Genomic DNA, 24905 nt, shown 5'->3' on the forward strand with positions numbered 1-24905 from the left:
TTTTCCATGGGGATGAACGCGCGGAGGCCGTTTAGCGGTTGATCCGGCAGGCCACGGTGCGCCAGCCATCAGCTTCGCGCCGGTGGTAGCAGGTGCCGTAGGCGACCTGGTGGCCGTCGGCGCGGGGGCCGCCCTTGGTCAGGGCCCACGGGGCGGGCCCCAGCAGCAGCATGTCGGTGGTCTGAGCGCTGGGACCGCAGGGACCCCACCAGCGCACGCCATAGCCGCCGGCGATCCCGGGACCGTAGACCTCGGCCGTCGCCTGGGCGGCTTTCTCCACGCCCGGCGGCGGCGCGCCGAAGCGGTCGAAGCCGGGGCGGGCGGGCAGGGCCTGGATCGCGCAGATGTCAGCCCGCCGCTCGCCCTTGGGCGCGCAGGCGGTCAGAGCCGGCAGCAGGGCCATGACGACGAGGGCGGCGCGCCTCACCGCTTGCGCTTGGGCCCCACGTGGTCGAAGGCGCGCGGCAGGTCGCGGGCGCCGTGACCACGTCCCGACAGGCTGGGATTGGTCATGAAGTAGTCGTGCGCCGAGAAGGCGCCCTTGCTGTTCCAGGCCGGATCGCGCGCGTAGTCGCCTTCGCTGTCCAGCTTCCAGCTCTGGGCCTCGTCATTGAGGTTGGCGACCATGATCTGGTCCAGGACCTGCTGGTGGACCGTCGGGTTCTCGATCGGCACCAGGCTCTCGACCCGGCGGTCGAGATTGCGCGGCATCCAGTCGGCCGAGCTCATATAGAGCCGCGTCTGGGCGCTGGGCATCGGCGCGCCGTTGGCGAAGGCCACGATGCGCGAGTGCTCCAGGAACCGGCCGACGATCGACTTGACCCGGATGTTCTCCGACAGGCCCTTGATGCCCGGACGCAGACAGCAGATGCCGCGCACCACGAGGTCGATCTGCACCCCGGCCTGGCTGGCCGCGTAGAGGGCGTCGATGATCTGCGGATCCACGACCGCGTTCATCTTGGCCCAGATCGCCGCCGGACGTCCGGCGCGGGCGGCTTCGGCCTCCAGCGCGATCATCCGCAGCAGATCCGGCTTCAGCGTCTGGGGCGAGAACGACAGCTTCTCCAGCCGGCCCGGTTGGGCGTAGCCGGTGATGAAGTTGAACAGCTTGCCGCCGTCGCGTCCCAGGGCGGGGTCGCAGGTGAACAGCGACAGGTCGGTGTAAACCCGGGCCGTCTGCGGGTGATAGTTGCCGGTGCCGAAGTGGCAGTAGGTGCGTAGGGTCTCGCCCTCGCGGCGCACCACCACCGACAGCTTGGCGTGGGTCTTCCAGTCGACGAAGCCGAACACCACGTGCACGCCGGCCCGTTCCAGGTCGCGCGCCCACTTGAGGTTATTCTCCTCGTCGAAGCGCGCCTTGATCTCGACCAGCGCCGTGACGTTCTTGCCGTTGTCGGCCGCCTCGATCAGGGCCGCCACGATCGGGCTGTCCTTGGAGGTGCGGTACAAGGTCTGCTTGATCGCCAGCACGTTGGGATCGCGCGCGGCCTGGCGCAGGAACTGCACCACCACGTCGAAGCTCTCGAACGGGTGGTGAACGAGAATGTCCTTCTCGCGGATCGCGGCGAAGCAGTCGCCGCCGTGGTCGCGGATGCGCTCGGGGAAGCGGGCGTTGAAGGGCGGGAATTTCAGGTCCGGACGGTCGGGCGGGATCAGCTCGGACATCTGGGCCAAGCCGAGCTTGCCGTCGACCAGCACCACGTCTTCGGGCTCGGCGCGCAGGCCCTCGATGATGAACTCGCGCAGGTCGGCCGGCATGGTGGTCTGGATCTTGACCCGCACCACCTGGCCCAGGCGACGCTTCTTCAGCCGCGCCTCGAACTCGCGCACCAGGTCTTCGGCCTCTTCCTCGATTTCGAGGTCGCTGTCGCGGATCAGGCGGAACAGACCCCGGCCCTCGACCTCGTAGCCGGGAAACAGGTGCTCCAAAAACAGGATGATCATGCTCTCCAGGGCGACGATCTTGCGCTGGCGCTTGCGGCCGCGCGCGACCACCGAGGAGAGCTCCCAGAACCGCCGCACCTGCGAGGGGATCGGCGCCAGGGCGTACAGGTGCTTGTCGTCGGCGATCCGCCGCAGCTTCAAGGCCAGGCAGAAGCCCAGGTTCGGGATGAACGGGAACGGATGCGCCGGATCGATGGCCAGCGGCGTCATCACCGGGAAGATCTGGTTGAGGAAGATTTCCTCGGCCCGCTTGCGGTCGTCGCCCTCGATGTCCTTGGCGTCCAGCAGCTTCAGGCCCTCGTCCCACAGCTGGGTGCGGACCTGACGCCAGATCGTCTGCTGAGCGGCCATCAGCTCGGCGGCCGAGGCGTTGATGCGCGTCAGCTGCTCGCCGGGGGTCAGGCCGTCCTGGCTGACCACCCGCACGCCCTCGCGCACCTGACCTTTCAGGCCGGCGACGCGCACCATGTAGAACTCGTCGAGATTGTTGGCGCTGATCGACAGGAACCGCAGCCGCTCCAGCAGCGGGTGGCGCGGATTGGAGCTCTCCTCCAGCACCCGCTGGTTGAAGGCCAGCCACGAGAGCTCGCGGTTGAAGAACCGCTCGGGCGAGGCCATCAGCTCGGCGTCGAGCGTCAGCGCGTCGGCGGTTGCGGCGACAGGAGCGTTGGCGGCGATCGGCAGGGCGTCGGTCATGGACTCTATCTAGGCGAACTTTGTTCCGTCATGGTGAATGAGGCAAGTGACGCGGTGACGACAGGGGAAAATGAATCCCTCTCTCTTTGAGAGAGGGAGGGGCCCGCGCCGCAGGCGCGGGAGGGTGAGAGGTTGCAGCCCTTAAAGCCCTGGCCTGGATCGTCATTCGGCGGCGCGAACGCCGGGAAGGTTTATCCTCTCACCCTCCCACCGCTGCGCGGCGGGCCCCTCCCTCTCTCCACGAGAGAGGGATTTTTACCCCGCCTCATCCTCCCCCTCGAACCCCTCCAGCACCTCCCGCGCCAGGGCCTTGTTCAACTCGCGCCGGCGCGAGGCGGCTTCCTCGTCCAGCAGGTCGGCGGCGGCGATGGCTTCGGCGGCCGAGCGGGGCAGGCGGGCGACGAGGTAGGGATAGAGGTCGGGCTCGGGCTTCAGGAGCCGCTGGGCGAAGGCCCGCCGCAGCACCGCCTCCAGCACCCCATCGTCGGGCTCGTCGAGGACCGCCACCGACAGGGCGTTCAGCCGCGAGCGCAGGTCCGGCACCGCCGTCTCCCAGGCCAAGGGCGCGACCCGGCCGGTCAGCAGCACGGTCCCGCCGTCCACCCCGGCCATGTTGAGAAGATGAAATAGCGCCTCGTCGCTCAGCGCGCCGCCCTGCGCGCGGCGTTCGGCGTCCTCGACCAGCACCGGCCGGCCGCGCAGGGGCGCCAGGTCCAGCGGCGCGGCGGCCGGATCGGCCGCGTCCACCACCACGGCCCCGACCTCATCGGCCCAGGCCCGCGCCAGATGCGTCTTGCCGCTGCCCGCCGGCCCCACCAGGGCCAGCCGCCCCTCCGGCCAGGCCGGCCACGCATCGACCCGCGCCACCGCCTCGGCGTTGACCGACGAGACGGCGAAGTCCTCCCGGCCATAGCTGGGGGTGAGGGACAGCGGCAGTCGAAACTGGGTGGACAAGCCCTTGGGGTCCGGCGTGGTGAACGTCAGGCCAAGGATATAGGCCGCTTCGGCGGGGCGGGGGAGGTGGCGGAGCTGGGGATGATGGGGATTAGGCGGTGGGAGGTGTGGATGGAGGAGCGGGCATTCGGCGTCATTAATGGCCTGGGTCAGGTGGACGGGGATCATCCAGCGTTGGTAACTGTCGTCGCCATTCTTCAATGAGTAAACTTGTCCGATTAATAGCGTGCAGCTGGATACTAATTGATACGACGATCGCATTTGCAGCTATAAGTCCGTGCGAATTTTCCGGCTGCGGGCCAAACGAAGTTTCAAAATCTTCGTAGTTCGTCTTTGCAAAAAGTCCCAGAGCCCCGCTCCAATTTGGATGCGCGACCTCGCAGAGGCCGAAATATGTTTTGTCCAGCGCGGGAAACTCTAGCGCCATGCGCGGGATGGTTGTGAGTACGTTTATAGCCTCGACATCGCCAATCGACTTGTCTTTATGTCCGAGCAACATGCGATCAAGCTTCTCGTGGAAGTGCGCGGCCGGGGTAAGGTGAACGCCTTCCATCGTCCGTTTTAATTCCCAGGAGAGGGCGCTGGTTTCCATTGCAGCTCGGGCTAAGGTGGCTGCAGAAGCCCACTTCCGTCGCTCGAGCGCTTCTGCCGACATCTCAACGAGATCGAGCATTCTGTGGCCAAGCGAAGTGCTAATACAGAGTGCCTTGTAGGGCGCTTTTGACCAAACGTTCAGTTCTGAAGCGGATATTATTGAGGGTAATACGCTTGAAAGCTCGCGACAATAATTTCTAGCCTCGCTGATTTTGGACGAAATTTCTTTAAAGTATATGGATTGTTCCACCTATTCCTCGAAATTATATTTATGATTCCTGTTAATAGACATTTTGGAGGCGCGCGCACTCCCGTCCTTAAATCTCTTGGAGGCTGTAGCGTGCAGGACTGACCAAGTCAGTCAAGGACCGCCCTGCGGGCGGCCGCGCGGCGGCGACGCGGAGCGTCGTCCTTGAGTGACTCGGACAGCCCTGCGATCGTCTCGCCGGGAGATGTAAGGCGGGCTCCTTCTCGGGCGAGAAGGAGCGGAACTGGATCCCACCAAACCCCCGACTTCCCCGGCGAATGCCGGGGCCCAGATTCATCCGGAACGGTTTGGGTGGGCGCGCCCTGCGGCCTTGCGAGCGCTTCGACGGCGGCGGGTTCGATCTGGACCCCGGCGTTCGCCGGGGAGGTCGGGTTTGGGGGCTTCAAGCCCTCCTTATCGTGTCATCCCGGAAGCCTCGCAGAGGCTATCCGGGACCCAGGGGGTGCTGGAACGCCGCGCGCGCGGCCCCTGGGTCCCGGCTCTCCCCCCGGCTTTCGCCGGGGTCCGGCCGGGATGACACATGAAGGGGGCGAAAACCCTGCTCCCCTTGCGGGAGAAGGAAGACCGCGCGCCTTCACCCGCGCGCGCCAAACCCCTATCTCCACCCCATGACCCTCTCCCCCGACCTCCTCGCCTGGCGCGCCGACCTGATCCAGCCGCCGGGGCCGTTGAACGGTCTGGCGCGGGCCGCGCAGCAGCGGATCAACAGGATCATCCCCGAGAAGGTCCACGCCGCCATCACCACGGCCATCGAGGGCATGACGCGGGCGATGCTGACCGGGGCCGACTTCGCCACGGGCTCGCCGCTCTATAACCTGACGCTGGACGAGCGCCGGGCGCGGGCGGCCAAGGCGATCGACGGCTGGAAGAAGACGGCCGCGGTCGAGGGCGGCGTCACCGGGGCCGGGGGCTTCCTGATGGCGGCGGCCGATTTCCCGCTGCTGATGAGCTTCAAGATCAAGCTGTTGTTCGAGATCGCCGCCATCTTCGGCCATGACGGGACGGCGCTGCCCGAGCGCCTCTTTATCCTGCACGTCTTCGAGCTGGCCTTTTCCGACGGCGCGCACCGGGCCGGGGCGCTGGCGGCGCTGGACCACTGGGATTCCAAGCCCCATCCCCAGCACCTGGACGACTTCGACTGGCGGGCCTTCCAGCAGCAGTACCGCGACCACATCGACCTGGCCAAGCTGGCCCAGTTCCTGCCCGTGGTCGGCGCGCCGCTGGGGGCCATCGTCAACTGGCGGCTCGTCGAGAAGCTGGGCCACACGGCGGTGATGGCCTATCGGATGCGGGCCGAGCAGGGGGCTTATCCCCAGATTGGAACGGGCGCCGAAGTCCCTCTCTCCTAGAGAGAGGGAGGGGCCCGCGCCGCAGGCGCGGGAGGGTGAGAGGTTGCGGCTTTGACCGTGAAAGCCCCGCCCTTTCAGTTTCTTGTCAGGTCCTGCCTGGTCCGGAAAGGGTGTAACCCCTCCCTCTCCCAAGCTTTGCTTGGGTCCCTCCCTCTCCCTTTGGGAGAGGGGATTGGGTGGGCGTTTTCGCCGTTTCATCCCCGGCTTGAAAACCTGGCGTAGTCTCTATCCACCTCGTCGCGAGGAAGGGGCGCATGGCCAGCGACCATTTGCGGCGGCGGGGGGCGGTCGAGCGGGGACAGGTTCGAGGGGGATACTCGGACGGTCCGGGGATCTGGTTGCTGGCCAGACCCGCCCGCCGTCGGCGTGGTCGAGGGAAAGGGTTCGTCCCTCTTCGATCGCCGGGCGCTGCCGGAAACGGAAGCGCCCGGGTCCCGGTAAGGCCCGAACAGGGCCACCTTCCCGGGACGCTGGCGGATAACGACTGCGCGGAGCGTCGGCTTCGTCGAAACGGTATTTATCAATCAACTCCGGACGGATGTCCGGCGCTCCGCGTCCCTTTCCAGACCTCCAGCGGCTAGCCGCGTGAGGATGATCTCACTTGCCCCCACCTGACCGCTTCGCGGTCGTCCGCCCCCAAAGGGGGCGGAAGGACGCGCGCACCTTCTTCCCCCTGTGGGGAGGAGCGCGCAGCGCGGAGGGGCGAGGGCCAGCGTGTCTACCCTAAAGCCTCAGCCCATAGACCCGCCGGTCGCGGCGTTCGCCGTCGCGGTGCACGGCGCCGACGATGTAGCCGTCGGGGCGGAAGCCCAGCTTGGCCAGCAAGCGTTCGGCGGAGGTGTCGCCGACATGGACGCGGGCGGTGACGGTCTTGAGGTCGTCGGCGGCGATCTGGGCGAGCAGGGCGCTCAGGGCCTCCAGGCCAAGGCCCTGGCCCCAGCCCTCGCGGGCGATGGCGAAGCGGATCTCGGCGCTGTCGCGGCGGCGGTCGATGTCGAACAGCTCGCAGAAGCCGATGAAGGCGCCGTCGGCCGCGCGGCGGATGGCCCAGTAGGCGGCTTTCCCGCCGGCCATCTCCTCGACCTGGGCCGTCACGCGGGCGGTGACCTCGTCGGGATCCTCGATCGGCTCCTGGTCGAGGCTGGACATCACCTCGGCGTCGCTGAGGAACGGATACAAGAGCGGCGCGTCTTCCACCGTCAGCGGGGCGATGATCAGGCGTTCGGTTTCGAGGATCATGCGGTCCTTTGGTGGGGCTTATGGGCTTGCGTTGGCGCGGACGCTTCCCAGCTATGGCGTGCAGCCGCCTCTAGTGGTAGAGGGGCCGCTTCGTTTTTCGCGCGGGGTTTGTCCCGCGCCCGGATCGAGAATTCATTCGTCATGCTCATCGGCGTTCTGCTGGCCATCAACATCGTCGTCTGCCTCGCCCTGATCGGGGTGGTGCTGCTGCAGCGCTCCGAGGGCGGCGCGCTGGGCATGGGCGGCAACTCGGGCGGCCTGATGACCGCGCGCGGCGCCGGCGACCTGTTGACCCGCATTACCTGGATCCTGTTCTCGATCTTCCTGATCATCAGCCTGGCCCTGACCATCCTGACCGGCCGCCTGGACAAGAGCGGCTCGGTCGCCGACCGCATCAAGGGCCTGGACGCCAAGACGCTGCAGACCGTCCCGGCGCCGGCCCCGGCGCCCGGCTCGCTGAACTCGCTGCCGTCGGCCCCGCAGCCCGGCGGCATCCAGGCGCCGACGCCGCAGATCAACACGCCGGCCCCGGCGGCTCAGCAGCCGGCGCTCCTGGCCCCCGCAGAGCCGACCCCGGCTCCGGCCAGCCAGCCCAAGCCCTAACCGTCCCTGACGGCGCTTTCACCGACCCCCGAGGGCCACCTCGGGGGTTTAATCTTGTTGATGAACGCGGGTCTTTCTCCCCGCGTCCACGAATCACGGGTAATCTGATCGCCCATGACGCGGTATATCTTCATCACCGGCGGCGTGGTTTCCTCGCTTGGCAAAGGTTTGGCCTCGGCGGCGCTCGGCGCGCTGCTGCAAGCGCGTGGCTACAAGGTCCGCCTCCGTAAGCTCGACCCCTATCTCAACGTCGATCCGGGCACGATGAGCCCGTATCAGCACGGTGAGGTCTTCGTGACCGACGACGGGGCCGAAACCGACCTCGACCTTGGCCACTACGAGCGCTTCACCGGCGTGTCGGCGACCAAGGCCGACAACATCACCACCGGCCAGATCTACAAGACGATCATCGAGAAGGAGCGCCGCGGCGACTATCTGGGCGCGACCGTCCAGGTGATTCCGCACGTGACCAACGAGATCAAGGACTTCGTCCTGTCGCCGGCCATGGACGAGACGGGCGAGAAGTCCGTCGACTTCGTGCTGGTCGAGATCGGCGGCACGGTGGGCGACATCGAGGGCCTGCCCTTCTTCGAGGCCATCCGCCAGCTGCGCCAGGACCTGCCGCGCGGGCAGAGCTGCTACGTGCACCTGACCCTGCTGCCGTTCATCAAGACGGCCGGCGAGATGAAGACCAAGCCGACCCAGCACTCGGTCAAGGAACTGCGCTCGATCGGCATCCAGCCGGACATCCTGCTGTGCCGCTGCGAGCAGGAGATCCCGCCCGAGGAAAAGCGCAAGATCGCCCAGTTCTGCAACGTCCGGCCCAGCGCGGTGATCCAGGCGATGGACTCATCGTCGATCTACGCCGTGCCGATCGACTATCACGAGCAGGGCCTGGACGCCGAGGTGCTGGACGTGTTCGGCATGCGCGACGCGCCGGCGCCGGACCTGACGCGCTGGAAGACCATCGACGACACCGTCCAGCATCCCGATGGCGAGGTCACCATCGCCGTGGTCGGCAAGTACACGGTGCTGAAGGACGCCTACAAGTCGCTGATCGAGGCCCTGCATCACGGGGGCCTGGCCAACAAGGTCAAGGTCAATCTCGACTGGGTCGAGAGCGAGACCTTCGAGGGCGACGAGGGGGCCGCTGCGGCGCGCCTGGAGAACGCCCACGCCATCATGGTGCCGGGCGGCTTCGGCGAGCGGGGCGCGGAGGGCAAGATCCGCGCGGCCCAGTTCGCCCGCGAACGCAAGGTGCCGTACTTCGGCATCTGCTTCGGCATGCAGATGGCCGTGATCGAGACCCTGCGGAACGTCGCGGGGATCAAGGACGCCAGCTCCAGCGAATTTGGCCCCACCGAGCGCCCGGTCGTCGGCATCATGACCGAGTGGATCAAGGGCAACGAGACCGTCCAGCGCCGCGCCAATGACGACCTGGGCGGCACCATGCGCCTGGGGGCCTATGACGCGGTCCTGACGGCCGGCTCGAAGGTCGCCGAGATCTACGGGGCCACCGAGATCAGCGAGCGCCACCGCCACCGCTACGAGGTCAATATCGGCTACGTCCACCTGATGGAGGATGCGGGGCTGAAACTGACCGGTCGCTCGCCCAACGGCGTGCTGCCCGAAATCGTCGAGCGGGACGACCATCCGTGGTTCATCGGGGTGCAGTATCACCCCGAACTGAAGAGCCGTCCGTTCGCCCCGCACCCGCTTTTCGCCAGCTTCATCGCCGCCGCGAAGGAGCACGGACGCCTCGTCTGATCACGAGGTTGCATCTTCCAACAGATTCGGGCATAAGCCCGCCCTCACGCGGCGGCTCGGGCGCTCCCAAGCCGCCGCTCTCGATTTTCACGCTCAGCGAGCAGAGTCACTTCGATGGCCGTTCCTAAAAGAAAAACTTCGCCTTCTCGCCGGAACATGCGCCGGTCGCACCACGCCCTGGGCGCCAACTCGTTCATCGAGGACAAGGACACCGGCGAGCTGCGCCGTCCGCACCATGTCGATCTGAAGACCGGCATGTACAACGGCAAGCAGATCCTGACGCCGAAGGAAGACTAAGTCTCCTTTCGCCTCTGACGACTCGAAAGCGCCGCCGGGCTCGTTCCGGCGGCGCTTTTCGTCGTATTTTTGTCGCTTACGTCGAAACGGTGGTAGCCTCCTGTCGGGAGGACAAAGCCGATGTTCACGCGTCGCCTGTTGGCCGGAGGGCTGGGATCGATCCTCGCCGCGCCCGGCGTCGCCGGGGCATCCGCGCTCACCCCGATCCCCAGCCAAGCGCCGGCGCTGCCTCAGACCGGCAGCGACGTCCCGCAGGCCGCCGAGGATCCGCTGGTGATTCTCGACGCGACGCTCGACAGCGACGCCAGGCTGACCGTCGCGACCAGCGTAAACGATACGGGCGGCTTCCGCTTCGTGGTCGACACCGGCGCCGACAAGACGGTGCTCACGCCTGCGATCGCGGAACGTCTGAACCTGCCGCGCGGTCCCGATGTGCTGGTGCATGGCGCTTCGGGATCCTTGACCTGCCCGACCGCGCTGGTCCGGATCCTGCGGGCCGGGGAGACCGGTCTGACCAACAGCATCCTGCCGGTGCTGCCCTACGAGCGGGTCGGCGCGGATGGGCTCCTGGGGGTCGACGCGCTGGAGGGCCGCAATGTGGTCATCGATTTCCAGCGCAAGCAATTGGAGGTGCGACGCAGCGCGCCCAGTTTCGAGCCCTTCAAGACCTCGCGGGAGGTCAATGTCGCGGCCAATGCCCGGTATGGACGCCTTACCTTGGCGGACTCCCGGATCGGCGGCGCCCGGTCGCTGGCGTTTATCGACTCCGGCGGTGGGGTCACGATCGGGAACATGGCGCTGGCCCGCGCTATCGCCGCGAAGCGTCGCCGTTCGCCGGATTTTGTGCGACGTATCCGACTGCTGACGGCCAGCGGCGAGATCCAGCTGGGCGAGTTTCGGATCATTCCGACGATCGCGATGGGGGACTTACGCCTCAGCAACACGCCGATGGCGTTCGCCGACCTGCATGTCTTCAATCACTGGGGTCTAAACGATCGGCCGGCGGCGCTGTTTGGCGTGGACGTGCTGCGGCTCTTCGCCCGCGTCGAGCTGGACTTCGGGGCGGGCCAAGTGCTGTTCAGGCTAGGGCAGGGTGGGTTTTCTCCCGTGCTCCAGGCCTGAGGGTGGCGGTCCTATTGTCCGCGACCACGCTCCATGACCTGTCGTCGCCGCTGCTCGACACGTTCGGGGGTAACGTCAGCGTTGTGCGCGCTCGAGCGTTCATGCTCAAGCGCGAGGCCTTGGCGGAAGGCCATGCCATATCCGTCGTCGATCAGCCCCTTGTAGAACGCAAGCGTCTCGACGGGGATCGAGGTCATGTCTTCGGCCAGGACTAGCGCCTCGGACAGAAGCCGGTCGGCCGGGACGACACGATTGACCAAGCCCCACTCGGCCGCAGTCCGGGCGTCCAGGAAGTTCCCGGTGAGGGACAACTCCTTGGCGCGATAGGGGCCGATCAGCCGCGAGAGCTTTTGAGAGAGGCCCCAGCCGGGCATGATGCCCACTCGGGCATGGGTGTCGGCGAACCGGGCGTTCTCCGACGCGATCAGGACATCGCACGCCAGGGCCAGCTCGAAGCCGCCTGTAATGGCGACGCCGTTGATCGCCCCGATCACCGGTTTCCGGCATGTCTCGACCGCGCGAACCGGGTTCGAGCGAGCATCCTGATCGTTGGCTGCGCCCATCGCGGCCGGATCGGCGCCAAGCTCCTTCAGGTCCAGCCCCGCCGTGAAGGCGCGTTCCCCCGCGCCGGTCAAGATCACCGCGCTGACATCCGGGTCCTGATCGAACTGGACCATCGCCTCGTGAAGCGCTGATCGCAGGGCCTTCGATAGCGCGTTCATCGCCTCGGGCCGATTCAGCGTCACTATGGCTATGCGGCCGCGTCGTTCGATGAGCAGCATTTCGATCCTCCTTAGGGTTATCGACGTTCACACGCCCTCCCAAAGGGAAGTCAAGTTGCGCCGAGATCGCTTGGGGGCTAAGGCTCCCGCGCCTTTGGCCTTGAGGAGCAGTCCATGACCGAGATCGTCGACATCATCGCCCGCGAAATTCTCGACAGCCGGGGTAACCCGACCGTCGAAGTCGACGTCGTTCTCGAAGATGGAGCTTTCGGTCGCGCCGCCGTGCCGTCGGGCGCCTCGACCGGCGCCCACGAGGCGAATGAAAAGCGGGACGGCGACAAGGCGCGTTACCTTGGCAAAGGCGTCCAGCAGGCCGTCGACGCCGTCAATGGCGAGATTTTTGACGCTCTGTCGGGCGTGGATGCGGAGGACCAGCGTCGGGTCGACAACCTGCTGATTGAGCTGGACGGTACGCCGAACAAGGCGCGCCTGGGCGCCAACGCCATTCTGGGCGTCTCGCTCGCGACGGCCAAGGCCGCTGCGGAGTCGGCGGGGCTGCCGCTCTACAAGTACGTCGGCGGCGTCAACGCCCGCGTCCTGCCGACGCCGATGATGAACATCATCAACGGCGGGGCCCACGCCGACAATCCGATCGACATCCAGGAATTCATGATCCTGCCGACCGGCGCCAAGGACTTCCGCGAAGGTCTCCGCATGGGCGCCGAGATCTTTCACGCCCTGAAGAAGGCCCTGAAGGACGCCGGCCACAACACCAACGTCGGCGACGAAGGCGGTTTCGCCCCGAACCTCGCGTCGGCCGAAGCCGCGCTCGAGTTCATCGTTAAGGCGGGCGAGAAGGCGGGCTACAAGGCCGGTGACGACTTCGTCCTGGGCCTCGATGTCGCTTCGACCGAGTTCTTCAAGAACGGCAAGTATGAGCTGGAAGGCGAGGGCAAGTCCCTCGATCCCGCCGCCATGGTCGACTATCTGGCCGGCCTCGTCGCCAAGTTCCCCATCCTGACGATCGAAGACGGCATGGCCGAGGACGATTTCGACGGCTGGAAGCTGCTGACGGACACCCTGGGCAAGAAGGTGCAACTGGTCGGCGACGACCTGTTCGTGACTAACCCCAAGCGTCTGCAGATCGGCCTCGACAAGGGTCTGGCCAATTCGATCCTGGTGAAGGTCAACCAGATCGGTACGCTCTCGGAGACGATCGACGCGGTCGAGCTGGCGCATCGTCATGGCTACACCAGCGTGATGAGCCACCGTTCGGGTGAAACCGAGGACAGCACCATCGCCGACCTGGCCGTGGCGCTGAACTGCGGGCAGATCAAGACCGGGTCTCTGGCGCGCTCGGACCGTACCGCCAAGTACAACCAGCTGCTCCGCATCGAGGAAATGCTGGACGACCAGGGTGTCTACGCGGGTCGCGCGGCGCTCAAGGGGCGTTAAGGCGCCTGTAGACGCATGACATCAAGGGGCGCGGCCGCACATGTGGCCGCGCCTTTTTCGCATCCGATTCCCGCAAGAACACCCCAAAAGGCCGCAAGGGGCGGCCGCAGGAAAAGGTGTTAACCCACAAATTTTCTAAAAGGCTTGAAGTGGTTTCAAACGAGACCAAATCCAGCCTGTTCGCCAACGCGAAATGACTTCGGCGGCGCGGCATCTAGATGCGCTTGAAACGATCTCAGGTGAAAGCAATGTTCGCCTGTCGCGCGACCAGGCGGCGAGCTGGCGCAACGCCTAGATTTAGAAGGCGTTAAGGCTGGTCGGCGATCCTGCGAATCCCCCTTTGGGACGCTAAGATGTTCGCCCGACTGCAACCTTTCCTGCCGACTGCGGCGATCTTTTTCCTGATTTTCTACTTCGCCTTTCACGCTCTGACGGGTGATCGGGGGCTGCTTTCTATTTCGCAACGCAACGCGGACCTCGCAGCAAAAACCAGAGAACTCAGGAAGATACACGCCGAGAGGATGGACCTGGAGGCCCGCGCTCGTCTATTACGCAGCGGCAGTCTGTCGGCTGATCTTCTGGAGGAGCGTGCGCGTTCCCTCTTGGGATATGCTGACCCGAGGGACTATGTGATCAGGGTCAAGCGTCCGCGCTGATCCGGCGCTATATCTCGGAACACGCTGCCGGTCGTTCGTGGATCGTGTGGATCCATGTGCGATCGCAACGGACAGCAGGGCGTTTCCTTCGCGGAACCGACGAATTTTCGGCGGGAAGCGCTTTTAGCACGAAGGCCGCGATGAAGATTGGCCAGGGAGATTTGAATGGCGCGCACGCGCAAGGCTGATGCCTCCGAGGGGAAGGCGCCGGAAACCGGTGTCAACGCCTTCGTCGGCAAGGACGAACTCCTGAAATTCTATCAGGACATGCTGCTGATCCGCCGCTTCGAGGAGCGCGCCGGCCAGTTGTACGGCATGGGCCTGATCGGCGGCTTCTGCCACCTGTACATCGGTCAGGAAGCCATCGCGGTCGGCATGCAGTCGATCTCGCAGAAGGGCGACCAGATCATCACGGGCTACCGTGACCACGGCCACATGCTGGCCGCCGGCATGGATCCCCGCGAAGTCATGGCTGAACTCACCGGCCGGGCCGGCGGTTCGTCCAAGGGCAAGGGCGGGTCGATGCATATGTTCGACATCGCCACGGGCTTTTACGGCGGTCACGGCATCGTCGGCGCCCAGGTTGCGCTCGGCACGGGTCTGGCGCTGGCCAACAGCTACAAGAACAACGGCAACGTCTCCTACGCCTACATGGGCGACGGAGCGGCCAACCAGGGTCAGGTCTACGAGAGCTTCAACATGGCCCAGCTATGGAAGCTGCCGGTCGTGTACGTGATCGAGAACAACCAGTACGCCATGGGTACGGCCGTTGAACGCGCCGCGTCGGAAACCGCGTTCCACAAGCGCGGCGTCTCGTTCCGCATTCCGGGCGAGGAGGTCGACGGCATGGACGTGATCGCCGTCCGCGAAGCCGGCGCCCGCGCCACCGAGCACGCCCGCAGCGGCCAAGGTCCGTACATCCTTGAGATGAAGACCTATCGCTATCGCGGCCACTCGATGTCGGACCCTGCCAAGTACCGCACCAAGGAAGAGGTCGACGAGGTCAAGACGACCCGCGATCCCATCGACCACATCAAGGAACGCCTGGCCAAGGCCGGCGTCACCGAGGACGACCTGAAGGGCGTCGACGCGGAAGTGAAGCGCATCGTCGCCGAGGCCGCCGAGTTCGCCCGCACGAGCCCCGAGCCTGATCCCTCGGAACTGTATACCGACGTCTACCTGGAGGCCGCCGAGTGACGGACATCCTGATGCCCGCGCTTTCCCCCACGATGGAGGAAGGCACCCTGGCCAAGTGGCTGGTGAAGGAAGGCGACACCATCAAGGCCGGCGACGTGATCGCCGAGATCGAGACCGACAAGGCGACGATGGAAGTCGAAGCCGTCGATGAAGGCGTGATCGAAGCCATCCTGGTTCCGGCAGGCAGCGAGAACGTCAAGGTCAACACTCTGATCGCCCGTCTGAAGGGCGAGGGCGAAACCGCTGCTCCGGCTCCGTCCGCTCCCGCCGCCGAAGCCGCCCCTGCGCCGGCCGCCGCGGCTCCGGCCGCTGGCGGACCGATCTCGGCCGCGTCGACCTTCGCCGATCCGGAAATCGCCGACGGTACGCCGCTGAAGAAGATCACGGTCCGCGACGCCCTGCGCGACGCCATGGCCGAAGAGATGCGTCGCGACGACCGCGTGTTCCTGATGGGCGAGGAAGTCGCTCAGTACCAGGGCGCCTACAAGGTCAGCCGCGAGCTGCTGCAGGAGTTCGGCGACCGTCGCGTCATCGACACCCCGATCACCGAGCACGGCTTTGCCGGCATGGGCGTCGGTGCGGCTATGGCCGGGCTGAAGCCGATCGTCGAGTTCATGACCTGGAACTTCGCCATGCAGGCGATCGACCACATCATCAACTCGGCCGCCAAGACGCTCTACATGTCGGGTGGCCAGATCAAGTCGTCGATCGTGTTCCGCGGCCCGAACGGCGCGGCTTCGCGCGTCGGCGCCCAGCACAGCCAGGACTACGCCGCGTGGTACGGCAACGTTCCGGGCCTGAAAGTCATCGCGCCCTACGACGCCGCTGACGCCAAGGGCCTCTTGAAGGCTGCGATCCGCGATCCGAACCCGGTCGTCTTCCTCGAGCACGAGATGATGTACGGCCACGAGTTCGACATCCCGGACGTCGAGGAGTGGGTCGTGCCGATCGGCAAGGCCAAGGTCCGTCGCCAGGGTTCGGACGTCACGCTGGTCGCCTACAGCCGCATGGTGGGCTTCGCCCTGAAGGCGGCCGAGGAACTGGAGAAAGAGGGCATCGCCGCCGAGGTCGTTGACCTGCGCACGATCCGTCCGATGGACCACGCGACCATTCTGGAAAGCGTCAAGAAGACCAACCGCCTGGTGACGGTCGAGGAAGGCTGGGGCCCGATGGGCGTCGGCGCCGAGATCGTGGCGCGCATCACCGAGCACGGCTTCGACTACCTGGACGCCCCGCCGCTGCGCGTGCACCAGGAAGATGTGCCGCTGCCGTATGCGGCGAACCTGGAAGCCATGAGCCTGCCTTCGGTCGAGAAGATCGTGAAGGCGGCCAAGGCGGTCTGCTACCGCTAAGAGATCGCGGCCCTCGCCCCTGGCGGGGGCCGCTGCTCTTGGCCAAGACATTCATCCCGCCCTAAAGCGGGGTATCGTGGACGCCGGCCCTCTAAGACGAAAAGGGGTTCGCTAACGTCCCGAACGATTGAGGAAAAAGCTCAATGTCGATCGACATCCTGATGCCCGCCCTGTCGCCCACCATGGAGGAGGGAACCCTCGCCAAGTGGCACGTCAAGGTCGGCGACACCGTCAAGGCCGGCGACGTGATCGCCGAGATCGAGACCGACAAGGCGACGATGGAAGTCGAAGCCGTCGACGAAGGCGTCGTGGAAGCCATCCTGGTCGAGGCCGGGACCGAGAACGTCAAGGTCAACGCCCTGATCGCCAAGCTGGCGGGCGAGGGCGAGAGCCCCGCGCCGGCGCCGAAGGCCGAGGCCCCCAAGGCCGCCGCCGCAGCGCCGGCTCCGGCCGCCGCCGCCCCGGCGCCGGCCGTGCCCGCGCCGGCCGCTCCGGTCGCCGCTGACGGTTCGCGCGTCTTCGCGTCTCCGCTGGCCCGCCGCCTGGCTTCGGCCGCCGGTCTGGACCTCAAGACCATCAAGGGCACGGGCCCACACGGCCGTGTCGTGAAGTCGGATGTTGAAGCCGCCAAGTCGGGCGCGCCGACCGCCAAGGCCGCTTCGGCTCCGGCTCCGGCAGCTGCGGCTTCGGCCGCCGCGGCGCCGCGTCAGGTCCAGTCGCTGGAGCAGATGGGCATCCCCGCCGGCTCCTACGACCTCGTCCCGCTGGACGGCATGCGCAAGACGATTGCTCGTCGCATGACGGAGAGCTTCCGCGACGTGCCGCACTTCCCGCTTCAGATCGATCTCGAGATCGACGCCCTGCTGGCCGCCCGCGCCAAGATCAACAGCCTGCTGGAAAAGCAGGGCGTGAAGGTCTCGGTGAACGACATTGTCATCAAGGCCGCCGCCGTGGCCCTGAAGCAGGCGCCGGAAGCCAACGCCAGCTACACGCCGGAAGGCATCGCCATGCACCACCACGCCGACATCGCCGTCGCCGTGGCGGTCGATGGCGGCCTGATCACCCCGATCATCCGCAAGGCCGAGACCAAGGGCCTGGCCCAGATTTCCGCCGAGATGAAGGACCTGGCCCAGCGCGCCAAGGACAAGAAGCTGAAGCCTGAGGAATTCCAGGGCGGCACCTTCTCGATCAGCAACCTCGGCATGTTCGGCATCAAGTCGTTCGCCTCGATCATCAACGAACCGCAAGGCGCGATCATGAGCGTCGGTGCGGGCGAGCAGCGTCCGGTCGTCAAGAACGGAGAGATCAAGGTCGCCACGGTCATGACCGTGACCCTGACCTGCGATCACCGCGTGGTCGACGGCTCGGTCGGCGCCAAGTTCCTGGCGGCCTTCAAGCCGCTGATCGAAGAACCGCTGACCCTGATCGTCTGATCAGGTTGCGGGGAGGGATGGCCATGTCGGTCTACGACTATTCCGCCAAGACGTTGGACGGCCAGGACGTGAGCCTGGCCGACTATCGCGGACAGGTGCTGCTGATCGTGAACACCGCCAGCAAGTGCGGGTTCACACCTCAGTATGAAGGCCTGGAGGCGCTCTACAAGGCGTACAAGGATCGTGGCTTCACGGTGCTGGCCTTCCCCTGCAACCAGTTCGGCGCTCAGGAGCCGGGCGACGCCGCCGAGATCGCGAACTTCTGCTCGCTGACCTACGACGTCAGTTTCCCGGTCATGAGCAAGATCGATGTGAACGGCGCCGACGCCCATCCGCTCTACAAGTTCCTTAAGAAGGAACAGAAGGGCGTGCTGGGCACCGAGGCGATCAAATGGAACTTCACCAAGTTCCTGATCGGCAAGGACGGTCAGGTTGTCGATCGTTTCGCGCCGACCGTGAAGCCGGAAGACCTCAAGGTCGCGGTCGAAGCGCTCCTCTAGTTTCTCCCAGACCGGTTTGCAGACCGGTCGATCGGCGCCGCGCGCTCCCCCGTGCGGCCGTCAAAGTCAGGGTTAGAAGAACATGTCCACGGAATTCGATGTCGTCGTCATCGGCGCCGGTCCTGGCGGCTATGTGGCCGCGATCCGCGCCAGCCAGTTGGGCCTGAAGACGGCAATCGTCGAGCGTGAGAACCTGGGCGGCATCTGCCTGAACTGGGGCTGCATCCCGACCAAGGCGCTGCTCAAGTCCGGCGAGGTCTATGAACAGCTGTCGCACCTGGGCGGCTATGGCCTGTCGGTCGAGAAGGCCTCGTTCGACTTCGGCAAGATCATCGAGCGCTCGCGCGGCGTGGCCAAGAACATGTCGGGCGGCATCGCCTTCCTGATGAAGAAGCACAAGATCGAGGTGATCGAGGGCGAGGCCAAGCTCGAGAAGGGGGCGCCGGCGCCGAAGGTCGTCATCGCCCTGAAGGCCGGCGGCAGCCGCACCGTGCAGGCCAAGCACGTGATCCTGGCCAGCGGCGCGCGCGCCCGTGAGATCCCGGCGATCGGCGCGGTCTCGGACGGCGACAAGATCTGGACCTATCGCGACGCCCTGGCGCCGAAGTCGATGCCGAAGTCCCTGGTCGTGATCGGCTCGGGCGCCATCGGCATCGAGTTCGCGAGCTTCTATCGCGCCCTGGGCGCCGAAGTGACCGTCGTCGAAGCCATCGACCGCATCATGCCGGTCGAGGACGAAGAGGTCTCGAAGGCCGCCCAGAAGGCGTTCGAGAAGCGCGGCATCAAGTTCCGCGTCGGCGCCAAGGTCAGCAAGATCGAGAAGACCAAGGACGGCGTGGCCGTCACCGTGGAAGCCGGCGGCAAGATCGAGCAGCTCACCGCCGAGAAGTGCATCGTGGCCGTCGGCATCGCGCCGAACAATGACGGCCTGGAAGCCCTGGGCGTCAGCCTGGATCGCGGCCACGTCGTCACCGACAAGCACGGCCGCACCAATGTGCCTGGCCTCTACGCCATCGGTGACATCGCCGGCGCGCCCTGGCTCGCCCACAAGGCCAGCCACGAGGGCATCCACGCGGCCGAGGCCATCGCCGGCTACAAGACGCCGAACGTCCACTCGCCGATCCCGGGCTGCACCTACGCCAATCCGCAGGTCGCCTCGGTGGGCTACACCGAAGCCGGCGCCAAGGCGGCGGGCATCGAGGTCAAGGCTGGCCGCTTCCCGTTCCGCGTCAACGGCAAGGCGGTGGCCGCCGGCGAGACCGAGGGCTTCGTGAAGACCGTGTTCGACGCCAAGACAGGTGCCCTGATCGGCGCGCACATGATCGGCCACGAAGTGACCGAGATGATCCAGGGCTTCGTCACCGCCATCACCCTGGAAGCGACCGAGGAAGACCTGCACGGCGTCGTCTACGCCCACCCGACCATGTCGGAAGCGATGCACGAAGCGGCTCTGGACGCCTACGGGCGCGTGCTGCACATCTAAGGCGGCATAGGGAGTCTGGATGGCGCGCAAGGCCGCCGCGACAGCGGGTGACAAGCCGAAGGTTCGGAAGGGGTCGAAGACGACCCTCTCCGAGGCCAATCTGGCGGATCTCGGCGCTGAGCGGCTCGCCGCCATTCTGCTCGACCTCGCCAGCGACAGCCACGTCAAGCGCGTGCTGCGGCTGGAACTGTTCGCCGAGGCCAGCGCCGAAGGCCTGGCGCTGGAAATCTCCAAGCGCCTGGCGACGATCGGCAAATCGTCTTCCCGCATCCACTGGCGCAAGCGTCCGGCGTTCGCCCGGGACCTCGATTTGCATCGCCGGATGATCGAGCGGCTGGCGCAGGACGACGCAACCGCTGCGCTCGACCTTATGCTGGACCTCCTGGACCTGGCTTCGCCGACGTTGGATCGGCTCAGTCAACCCGATGGGCCAATCGGCGATGTCTTCCTGGCGGCCCGCGACTCCATCGGCGCCATCGCCGAGAAAGCCGTGCCCGAGCCGATTGCTCTGGCGGAGCGGACCGCCAAGATCCTGGCGACCGACTACCACGCCCAAATGGGGCCGCTCGCCAGTGCGCTCGGGCCTGCGATGGGGCCCCAGGGGCGCGCCCACCTGCGGCAGGTGCTGGAAACCGTTCTGGCGATGAACGCCAAGCGGCTGCGCGGCGCGGACCCTATGGCGGCGGTCTACAAGGACGCCTTGCGACGCCTGGCCGACGCCAGCGGCGATATCGACGCCTTCGAAGCGACCTTTGCGCCGGAGCTTCGCCGTACGCCGCTGGTCTCGGCCGAGATCGCCCGGCGCTTGCTTGCGGCTGGCCGTGGCGAAGACGCCTTGGCCACGCTCCAGGCCGGCGCACCCGGCGAAGCGCGGGGACGTCATCCCACGTCTGTCGAAGAGCGCGCCGCCTGGGAAGAGGTGATGCTGGAGGCGCTGGAGGCGACCGGGCATCAACAGGAGGCCCAACAACGTCGCTGGGCGGAGTTCGAGCGCACGCTCTCCATTCCGCTGCTGCGGACCTATCTGAAGGGGCTTCCAGACTTCGATGATGTCGAGGCTGAGGATCAGGCCAAGGCCGTCGTGCGTCGCTACCCACGCTTTGACACGGCGCTAGCGTTTTTCGTGTCCTGGCCCGACTTCGCTGCGGCCTCGCGTCTGGTCCTGTCGCGCTCGGGCGAGATCAACGGCGCGGACGACATTCTGATCACCGAGGCGGCGCGGCGGTTGGAAGGGAGCTACCCGCTGGCGGCCACGCTGCTGCTGCGCGCCTCTATCCAACACGTGCTGACCTTCGGCGTCGCGACACGCTACGCGGAGGCCGCGCGTCAGTTGCTGGAGGCCGAGTCCCTAGCGGCCATGATCGCCGATTTCGGCGAGTATCCGGACCACGCCAGCTTCGTCGCCGACCTTCGAGCTTCGCACGCCCGCAAGCAGGGCTTCCGCGCCGAGCTTGAAGCGCTCGGCGCGACGTTCTAGCCAGCCGAGCTTTCTCAGGCCGCTTGAGTGTCTGTTTCAGCCATGCGCTGGATCGCGACGTAGTCCGTCTTGCCGCTCCCCAAGACCGGCACCTCGGTGACCTTCAGGATCTTGCGCGGCACCGCCAGCTCCGGGGCTCCGATCGTCTGGGCGTGTGCGACCAGCGGCGCGACATCAGCGTCATGGCGATCGGTGACCAGGATGAGCTTCTCGCCCTTCTTCTTGTCGGGCATCGAGATCACCGCATGGCGACCGTCCGGCCAGACTGCGGAGGCGAGATCTTCTGCGGCGGTCAGCGAGACCATTTCGCCGCCGATCTTTGCGAAGCGCTTCACGCGGCCCTTAATGGTGATCCATTGATCGTCGGTCATGCTGACGACATCGCCGGTGTCGTGCCAACCGCCCTCAGGCGCATCGATTCCGCCATCCTCGCGGAGATAGCCGGCCATGATGTTGGGACCGCGCACGAACAGGCGCCCGCCTTCGGGAATGCCCTCGACGGGCTCGATACGAACCTCTTGGCCGGGGAGGAGGCCGCCGACGGTGCCGGGACGGTTGTCCTTGGGCTTGTTCACGGCAATGACGGGCGATGCCTCGGTCGCGCCGTAACCTTCGAGCAGCGGCACGCCGCCGAAGCGTTCCTTGATCAGCGTGTGGGTCTCATCGCGAACCTTCTCGGCGCCGCAGACCACAAACTCCAGACCTGACAACTCATCAGACTCGGCTGCTCGCGCGTACTGGTTCACGAACGTGTCGGTGGCCAGCAGGATCGAGGCCTTGGAGTCCTTGATCAGCGGCGGGATCTGCTTGGTGTGCAGCGGTGAGGGATATTGGAACGCCTTCATGCCGGTCAGGATCGGCAGGATGACGCCGCCGGTCAGGCCGAAGCAATGGAAGACGGGGAGGGGATTGAACATCACCCAGTCCGGGTCGAGCTCGATGTGAGCGGCGACCTGCATGGCGTTCTGCACCAAGTTCTCCTGGGTCAGCACCACACCGCGCGGGGCGCCGAAGCTGCCGGAGGTGAACAGTACGACACCCTTGTCCGAGGGCTTGGCTGGCGCACGGAAACGGCGAGGGAACATGCCCGCAGCGGCGGCGAACAGCTTGTCCGGCAAGCTGATCGTGCCGCGTACATCTTCCAGATAGGTCACCTGCGCCTGTTCGCCGATCGCGTCGACGATATCGTGCAGCTTCCCCAGTTCGACGAACTTGTGCGCGGTGAGAACCCGCGTGACCTTGGCCAGTTTACAGGCTGCTTTGATATTCCGAATGCCCGCAGTGAAGTTCAGCATCGTCGGCACGCGACCGAACGCGTGCAAGGCGAAGAAAGTGACGACGGAGCCTGCGCCGGAGGGCAGCAGGACGCCGACGTTCTCGCCCGGCTTCGTCATCGCCGCGATCTTGCGGCCCAAGGCGAAACTGGCTCGGATCAGATCGGTATAGGTGAGCGGGTTGCGATCCTGATCCTCCAGGATCGGCTTCTTGGCGCCGAACTTGTCGCGGGCGTCAATGAGGGCGTCGAAGATGGCCTTTTGGCCGTTCCGCACGTCGTAAACTACCGGCATCCCGGCGAAACCTCCCCGAAGAGCGGTAAGCGCTCTCGTTCTTTAAACGCCGACACTGCCGAGGAAGGTCCAGCTTTGCAAGAAAGAGTCACAATCCGTGACCCTGGTCCTTAGCGGATTGGGTTTTCGGCGGATGTTGGAGGTGCGGCAAAGGCCGTGACTTGGCTCAGCCAAGCGTTGCGGATGGGGTCCGATTCCATGTGCAGATCATGGCCCGCCGACGGATAGCGGATCTCGCGACAGCTCTTCATCGCCTCGCAAAGACGCGTTTGCGGCGCCGGCGTGACGACAGTGTCTCGCCCTGCGTCGAGCATGAGAACCGGGACCGCGACCTTTCGAATGTCGTGCGCGGCGGCTTCCGAGGCGTCGAAGAAGGCGGCGAACCAGCCGAGGCTTCTACCGCCCATGCGAAGATCCGGGTTCGCGAGCATCCATGCGGCCTGAACCTTGCCACGCGCCGCGTCTTGGGTCAGGCCTTGCGCCTTCCCGTCAGGGGCTTCTCGTCGCCAGGGCTGCTGATCTGGCGATCGAATCCAGCCGAGCCGTAGCGCCCTGAGCGCGGGCGCGAACCGTGCGAAGTCGGATCGGGGCCGGGGGAGGGCTTTCAGGCCGAAAGCGGGCGAAGACAGAACCAGTCCCTGCATCGGCAAGCCACCTTGCGCCGCTCTCAGGGCGATCAGACCGCCTTCGCCATGACCGACCACGATCAGGGGAACGCCCCCCGCCGGACGGATAACAGCCGTAACCAAGGCTTTGACCGCCGCGACGTCGGGACCGAAGCTGTCGACATGGCCCAGGTCGCGCCAAGGGGTCAGCCGTTCGGAGCCGCCTTGTCCCTGGCGCTCCAGCACCCAAACGCTGAAACCTTGCTTTGTGAGGTCGGAAGCCGTCTCGAACCACTTTTCGGCCGTTTCGCCATAACCCGGAAGAACCAGGATTGTCGCGCGCGATGCGACGGGCGGTGAGGTGACGCCGTAACGCTGTACGGTCGAATCTCCGGTCTTCACGTAGCCCCAGGCCCAACCCTGGGGCGGGTGGAAGCGTGAGGCCACGGCCGGAGGCGTCCGACTCTCGGCAAACGGCGCACGCGACGCCCCGTCACCGCACGCGGAAACGGCCAGGCAAAGTGCGATAGCCGAGGCGGCTGCAGGGAGACGAAGACGCATACGCCTCACTCATTTCGCGCCTTGGGGCCTTACGCAAGATCAAGCGCTTGATCCTGACGGCAAGAAGACCGATTTAGGCGCCATGGCCACGGTGATCGATACGCTGAAGGCTCGCGGCTCGGAAGACCGGGCGGCGCGCCATCCCGAAAAGCAGAACCGCCCGGATACGCCGGTGCTCCGCAAGCCGGAGTGGCTGCGCGTGCGGGCCCCCGGCTCGGGTCAGTACAACGAAACCAGGGGCATTGTGCGCGAGCACAAGCTTCACACGGTGTGCGAGGAAGCGGCCTGTCCGAACATCGGTGAGTGCTGGAGCCAGAAGCACGCGACCATGATGATCATGGGCGAGATCTGCACCCGCGCCTGCGCCTTCTGCAACGTCACGACGGGCTTGCCGACGCAACTGGATCCGGATGAGCCGCGCCGCGTGGCCGAGGCTGTCGCCAAGATGGGCCTCAAGCACGTGGTCATCACTTCGGTGGATCGTGATGACCTGCTGGACGGCGGCGCGCGCCATTTCGCCGAGGTCGTGACGTCCATCCGAGCCGCCGCTCCGGGAACGACGATCGAGATCCTGACACCGGATTTCCTCCGCAAGGACGGCGCCGAGAACGTGGTGATCGACTCCAAGCCGGACGTCTTCAATCACAACCTCGAAACGGTGCCGCGGCTCTATCTGAAGATCCGTCCCGGCGCGCGTTACTATAACTCGCTGCGCCTGCTGGATCGCGTGAAGCAGCGCGACCCCTCCCAGTTCACCAAGTCGGGCTTGATGGTCGGTCTGGGTGAAACCAAGGAAGAGGTCATGCAGGTCATGGACGACATGCGCTCGGCGGGCGTCGATTTCATCACCATCGGTCAGTACCTGCAGCCGACCCGCAAGCACGCGGCGATCGACCGGTTCGTGACCCCTGAAGAGTTCAAGGCCTATGAGGCGATCGCGCGGGCCAAGGGCTTCCTGATGGTCTCGTCCAGCCCGCTGACGCGTTCGTCCCACCACGCGGGCGAAGACTTCGCCAAGCTCCAGGCGGCGCGGCGCGCCCTCGACGCTCGCACGGCGTAAGCC

General features: G+C 65.9%; 22 protein-coding genes and 3 pseudogenes. 15 read left to right on the forward strand and 10 right to left on the reverse strand.

The annotated features are described in order from the left end of the window. Positions 1-31: 31 nt before the first annotated feature. From CSW63_RS11930 to CSW63_RS11950, 5 genes are all read right to left on the reverse strand, one after another. Positions 32-427, reverse strand: coding sequence for a hypothetical protein (locus tag CSW63_RS11930; protein WP_062099642.1), 396 nt, complete (start codon positions 425-427; stop codon positions 32-34). After that, positions 424-2640, reverse strand: coding sequence for an RNA degradosome polyphosphate kinase (locus tag CSW63_RS11935; RefSeq protein ID WP_062099643.1), 2217 nt, complete (start codon positions 2638-2640; stop codon positions 424-426). Before CSW63_RS11935 ends, CSW63_RS11930 begins: the two co-directional genes overlap by 4 nt. 255 nt (positions 2641-2895) lie before the next feature. After that, positions 2896-3594, reverse strand: coding sequence for a hypothetical protein (locus tag CSW63_RS11940; RefSeq protein ID WP_062094821.1), 699 nt, complete (start codon positions 3592-3594; stop codon positions 2896-2898). Positions 3595-3730: 136 nt separating this feature from the next. Next, the gene (locus tag CSW63_RS11945) at positions 3731-4267 is read right to left on the reverse strand and encodes a hypothetical protein (protein ID WP_127846968.1); all 537 of its coding nucleotides are present in this window, start codon (positions 4265-4267) and stop codon (positions 3731-3733) included. 282 nt (positions 4268-4549) lie between these two features. Beyond that, positions 4550-4642 carry a hypothetical protein gene (locus CSW63_RS11950; RefSeq protein ID WP_231737364.1) on the reverse strand — a complete coding sequence of 31 codons (93 nt, stop codon included), beginning with the start codon at positions 4640-4642 and terminating at the stop codon, positions 4550-4552. Between the two features lie 422 nt (positions 4643-5064). On the opposite strand from CSW63_RS11950, the gene CSW63_RS11960 reads away from it, so the two are divergent. Further along, the gene (locus CSW63_RS11960) at positions 5065-5805 is read left to right on the forward strand and encodes an EcsC family protein (RefSeq protein WP_062094819.1); all 741 of its coding nucleotides are present in this window, start codon (positions 5065-5067) and stop codon (positions 5803-5805) included. Positions 5806-6010: 205 nt separating this feature from the next. After that, positions 6011-6246: pseudogene (locus CSW63_RS23530) on the forward strand (hypothetical protein). Here CSW63_RS23530 and CSW63_RS24140 read toward each other — a convergent pair. Then, a pseudogene (locus CSW63_RS24140) lies at positions 6225-6329 on the reverse strand (hypothetical protein); the annotation flags it as partial. The pseudogenes CSW63_RS23530 and CSW63_RS24140 sit on opposite strands and share 22 nt — an antisense overlap. Positions 6330-6528: 199 nt before the next feature. Further along, positions 6529-7044 (reverse strand): GNAT family N-acetyltransferase, encoded by a 516-nt coding sequence (locus CSW63_RS11970; RefSeq protein ID WP_062099891.1) that lies wholly within the window; start codon positions 7042-7044, stop codon positions 6529-6531. A 141-nt stretch (positions 7045-7185) separates the two neighbouring features. Here CSW63_RS11970 and secG point away from each other — a divergent pair, with 141 nt between their 5' ends. From secG to CSW63_RS11990, 4 genes are all read left to right on the forward strand, one after another. Further along, positions 7186-7647, forward strand: coding sequence for a preprotein translocase subunit SecG (secG, locus tag CSW63_RS11975; RefSeq protein ID WP_062099890.1), 462 nt, complete (start codon positions 7186-7188; stop codon positions 7645-7647). Between the two features lie 114 nt (positions 7648-7761). After that, positions 7762-9414: a CTP synthase gene (locus tag CSW63_RS11980; protein WP_062099889.1), complete on the forward strand. Its 1653-nt coding sequence runs from the start codon at positions 7762-7764 to the stop codon at positions 9412-9414. A gap of 114 nt (positions 9415-9528) precedes the next feature. Then, positions 9529-9711: a 50S ribosomal protein L32 gene (gene rpmF / locus CSW63_RS11985; protein ID WP_010919589.1), complete on the forward strand. Its 183-nt coding sequence runs from the start codon at positions 9529-9531 to the stop codon at positions 9709-9711. A gap of 120 nt (positions 9712-9831) precedes the next feature. After that, the gene (locus CSW63_RS11990; RefSeq protein ID WP_062099888.1) at positions 9832-10833 is read left to right on the forward strand and encodes a retropepsin-like aspartic protease; all 1002 of its coding nucleotides are present in this window, start codon (positions 9832-9834) and stop codon (positions 10831-10833) included. An 11-nt stretch (positions 10834-10844) separates the two neighbouring features. Here the strand turns inward: CSW63_RS11990 and CSW63_RS11995 are convergent, their stop codons facing one another. Further along, the gene (locus CSW63_RS11995; RefSeq protein WP_062099887.1) at positions 10845-11615 is read right to left on the reverse strand and encodes an enoyl-CoA hydratase; all 771 of its coding nucleotides are present in this window, start codon (positions 11613-11615) and stop codon (positions 10845-10847) included. A gap of 114 nt (positions 11616-11729) precedes the next feature. Between CSW63_RS11995 and eno the strand changes: the two genes are divergently transcribed. From eno to CSW63_RS12035, 8 genes are all read left to right on the forward strand, one after another. Continuing rightward, the gene (gene eno, locus CSW63_RS12000; protein WP_062099886.1) at positions 11730-13010 is read left to right on the forward strand and encodes a phosphopyruvate hydratase; all 1281 of its coding nucleotides are present in this window, start codon (positions 11730-11732) and stop codon (positions 13008-13010) included. A 353-nt stretch (positions 13011-13363) separates the two neighbouring features. Next, positions 13364-13666, forward strand: a complete 303-nt coding sequence (locus tag CSW63_RS12005) for a septum formation initiator family protein (RefSeq protein WP_062099885.1) — start codon at positions 13364-13366, stop codon at positions 13664-13666. A gap of 165 nt (positions 13667-13831) precedes the next feature. Beyond that, positions 13832-14863 carry a pyruvate dehydrogenase (acetyl-transferring) E1 component subunit alpha gene (pdhA, locus tag CSW63_RS12010; RefSeq protein WP_062099884.1) on the forward strand — a complete coding sequence of 344 codons (1032 nt, stop codon included), beginning with the start codon at positions 13832-13834 and terminating at the stop codon, positions 14861-14863. Next, positions 14860-16215, forward strand: coding sequence for a pyruvate dehydrogenase complex E1 component subunit beta (locus tag CSW63_RS12015; protein WP_099503536.1), 1356 nt, complete (start codon positions 14860-14862; stop codon positions 16213-16215). Before pdhA ends, CSW63_RS12015 begins: the two co-directional genes overlap by 4 nt. A gap of 143 nt (positions 16216-16358) precedes the next feature. Next, on the forward strand, positions 16359-17648 hold the full coding sequence (locus CSW63_RS12020) for a pyruvate dehydrogenase complex dihydrolipoamide acetyltransferase (RefSeq protein WP_099503534.1): 1290 nt from the start codon (positions 16359-16361) through the stop codon (positions 17646-17648). A gap of 17 nt (positions 17649-17665) precedes the next feature. Next, on the forward strand, positions 17666-18148 hold the full coding sequence (locus CSW63_RS12025; protein WP_082749341.1) for a glutathione peroxidase: 483 nt from the start codon (positions 17666-17668) through the stop codon (positions 18146-18148). A gap of 82 nt (positions 18149-18230) precedes the next feature. Then, complete coding sequence (gene lpdA, locus CSW63_RS12030) at positions 18231-19631, forward strand: dihydrolipoyl dehydrogenase (protein WP_062093945.1); 1401 nt, start codon at positions 18231-18233, stop codon at positions 19629-19631. A gap of 19 nt (positions 19632-19650) precedes the next feature. After that, positions 19651-21108, forward strand: a complete 1458-nt coding sequence (locus CSW63_RS12035) for a DUF6880 family protein (protein WP_062093944.1) — start codon at positions 19651-19653, stop codon at positions 21106-21108. Positions 21109-21122: 14 nt separating this feature from the next. Here the strand turns inward: CSW63_RS12035 and CSW63_RS12040 are convergent, their stop codons facing one another. Continuing rightward, positions 21123-22676, reverse strand: a complete 1554-nt coding sequence (locus CSW63_RS12040) for an AMP-binding protein (protein ID WP_062093943.1) — start codon at positions 22674-22676, stop codon at positions 21123-21125. 88 nt (positions 22677-22764) lie between these two features. Next, a pseudogene (locus CSW63_RS12045) lies at positions 22765-23842 on the reverse strand (alpha/beta fold hydrolase). An 82-nt stretch (positions 23843-23924) separates the two neighbouring features. Between CSW63_RS12045 and lipA the strand changes: the two are divergent. Then, positions 23925-24902 carry a lipoyl synthase gene (gene lipA, locus CSW63_RS12050; RefSeq protein ID WP_062093941.1) on the forward strand — a complete coding sequence of 326 codons (978 nt, stop codon included), beginning with the start codon at positions 23925-23927 and terminating at the stop codon, positions 24900-24902. Positions 24903-24905: the final 3 nt, after the last annotated feature.

The sequence above is a fragment of the Caulobacter sp. FWC26 genome, assembly GCF_002742645.2.
GTDB lineage: Bacteria > Pseudomonadota > Alphaproteobacteria > Caulobacterales > Caulobacteraceae > Caulobacter.

Coding starts and splice junctions, on each gene's coding strand:
- rpmF (WP_010919589.1), top strand. CDS start 9,529: ATGGCCGTTCCTAAAAGAAAAACTTCGCCTTCTCGCCGGAACATGCGC.
- secG (WP_062099890.1), top strand. CDS start 7,186: ATGCTCATCGGCGTTCTGCTGGCCATCAACATCGTCGTCTGCCTCGCC.
- CSW63_RS11935 (WP_062099643.1), bottom strand. CDS start 2,640: ATGACCGACGCCCTGCCGATCGCCGCCAACGCTCCTGTCGCCGCAACC.
- CSW63_RS11990 (WP_062099888.1), top strand. CDS start 9,832: ATGTTCACGCGTCGCCTGTTGGCCGGAGGGCTGGGATCGATCCTCGCC.
- eno (WP_062099886.1), top strand. CDS start 11,730: ATGACCGAGATCGTCGACATCATCGCCCGCGAAATTCTCGACAGCCGG.
- CSW63_RS11980 (WP_062099889.1), top strand. CDS start 7,762: ATGACGCGGTATATCTTCATCACCGGCGGCGTGGTTTCCTCGCTTGGC.
- CSW63_RS12025 (WP_082749341.1), top strand. CDS start 17,666: ATGGCCATGTCGGTCTACGACTATTCCGCCAAGACGTTGGACGGCCAG.
- CSW63_RS12005 (WP_062099885.1), top strand. CDS start 13,364: ATGTTCGCCCGACTGCAACCTTTCCTGCCGACTGCGGCGATCTTTTTC.
- CSW63_RS11960 (WP_062094819.1), top strand. CDS start 5,065: ATGACCCTCTCCCCCGACCTCCTCGCCTGGCGCGCCGACCTGATCCAG.
- lipA (WP_062093941.1), top strand. CDS start 23,925: ATGGCCACGGTGATCGATACGCTGAAGGCTCGCGGCTCGGAAGACCGG.
- lpdA (WP_062093945.1), top strand. CDS start 18,231: ATGTCCACGGAATTCGATGTCGTCGTCATCGGCGCCGGTCCTGGCGGC.
- pdhA (WP_062099884.1), top strand. CDS start 13,832: ATGGCGCGCACGCGCAAGGCTGATGCCTCCGAGGGGAAGGCGCCGGAA.
- CSW63_RS12020 (WP_099503534.1), top strand. CDS start 16,359: ATGTCGATCGACATCCTGATGCCCGCCCTGTCGCCCACCATGGAGGAG.
- CSW63_RS12040 (WP_062093943.1), bottom strand. CDS start 22,676: ATGCCGGTAGTTTACGACGTGCGGAACGGCCAAAAGGCCATCTTCGAC.
- CSW63_RS12035 (WP_062093944.1), top strand. CDS start 19,651: ATGGCGCGCAAGGCCGCCGCGACAGCGGGTGACAAGCCGAAGGTTCGG.
- CSW63_RS11970 (WP_062099891.1), bottom strand. CDS start 7,044: ATGATCCTCGAAACCGAACGCCTGATCATCGCCCCGCTGACGGTGGAA.
- CSW63_RS11995 (WP_062099887.1), bottom strand. CDS start 11,615: ATGCTGCTCATCGAACGACGCGGCCGCATAGCCATAGTGACGCTGAAT.
- CSW63_RS11945 (WP_127846968.1), bottom strand. CDS start 4,267: ATGCTCGATCTCGTTGAGATGTCGGCAGAAGCGCTCGAGCGACGGAAG.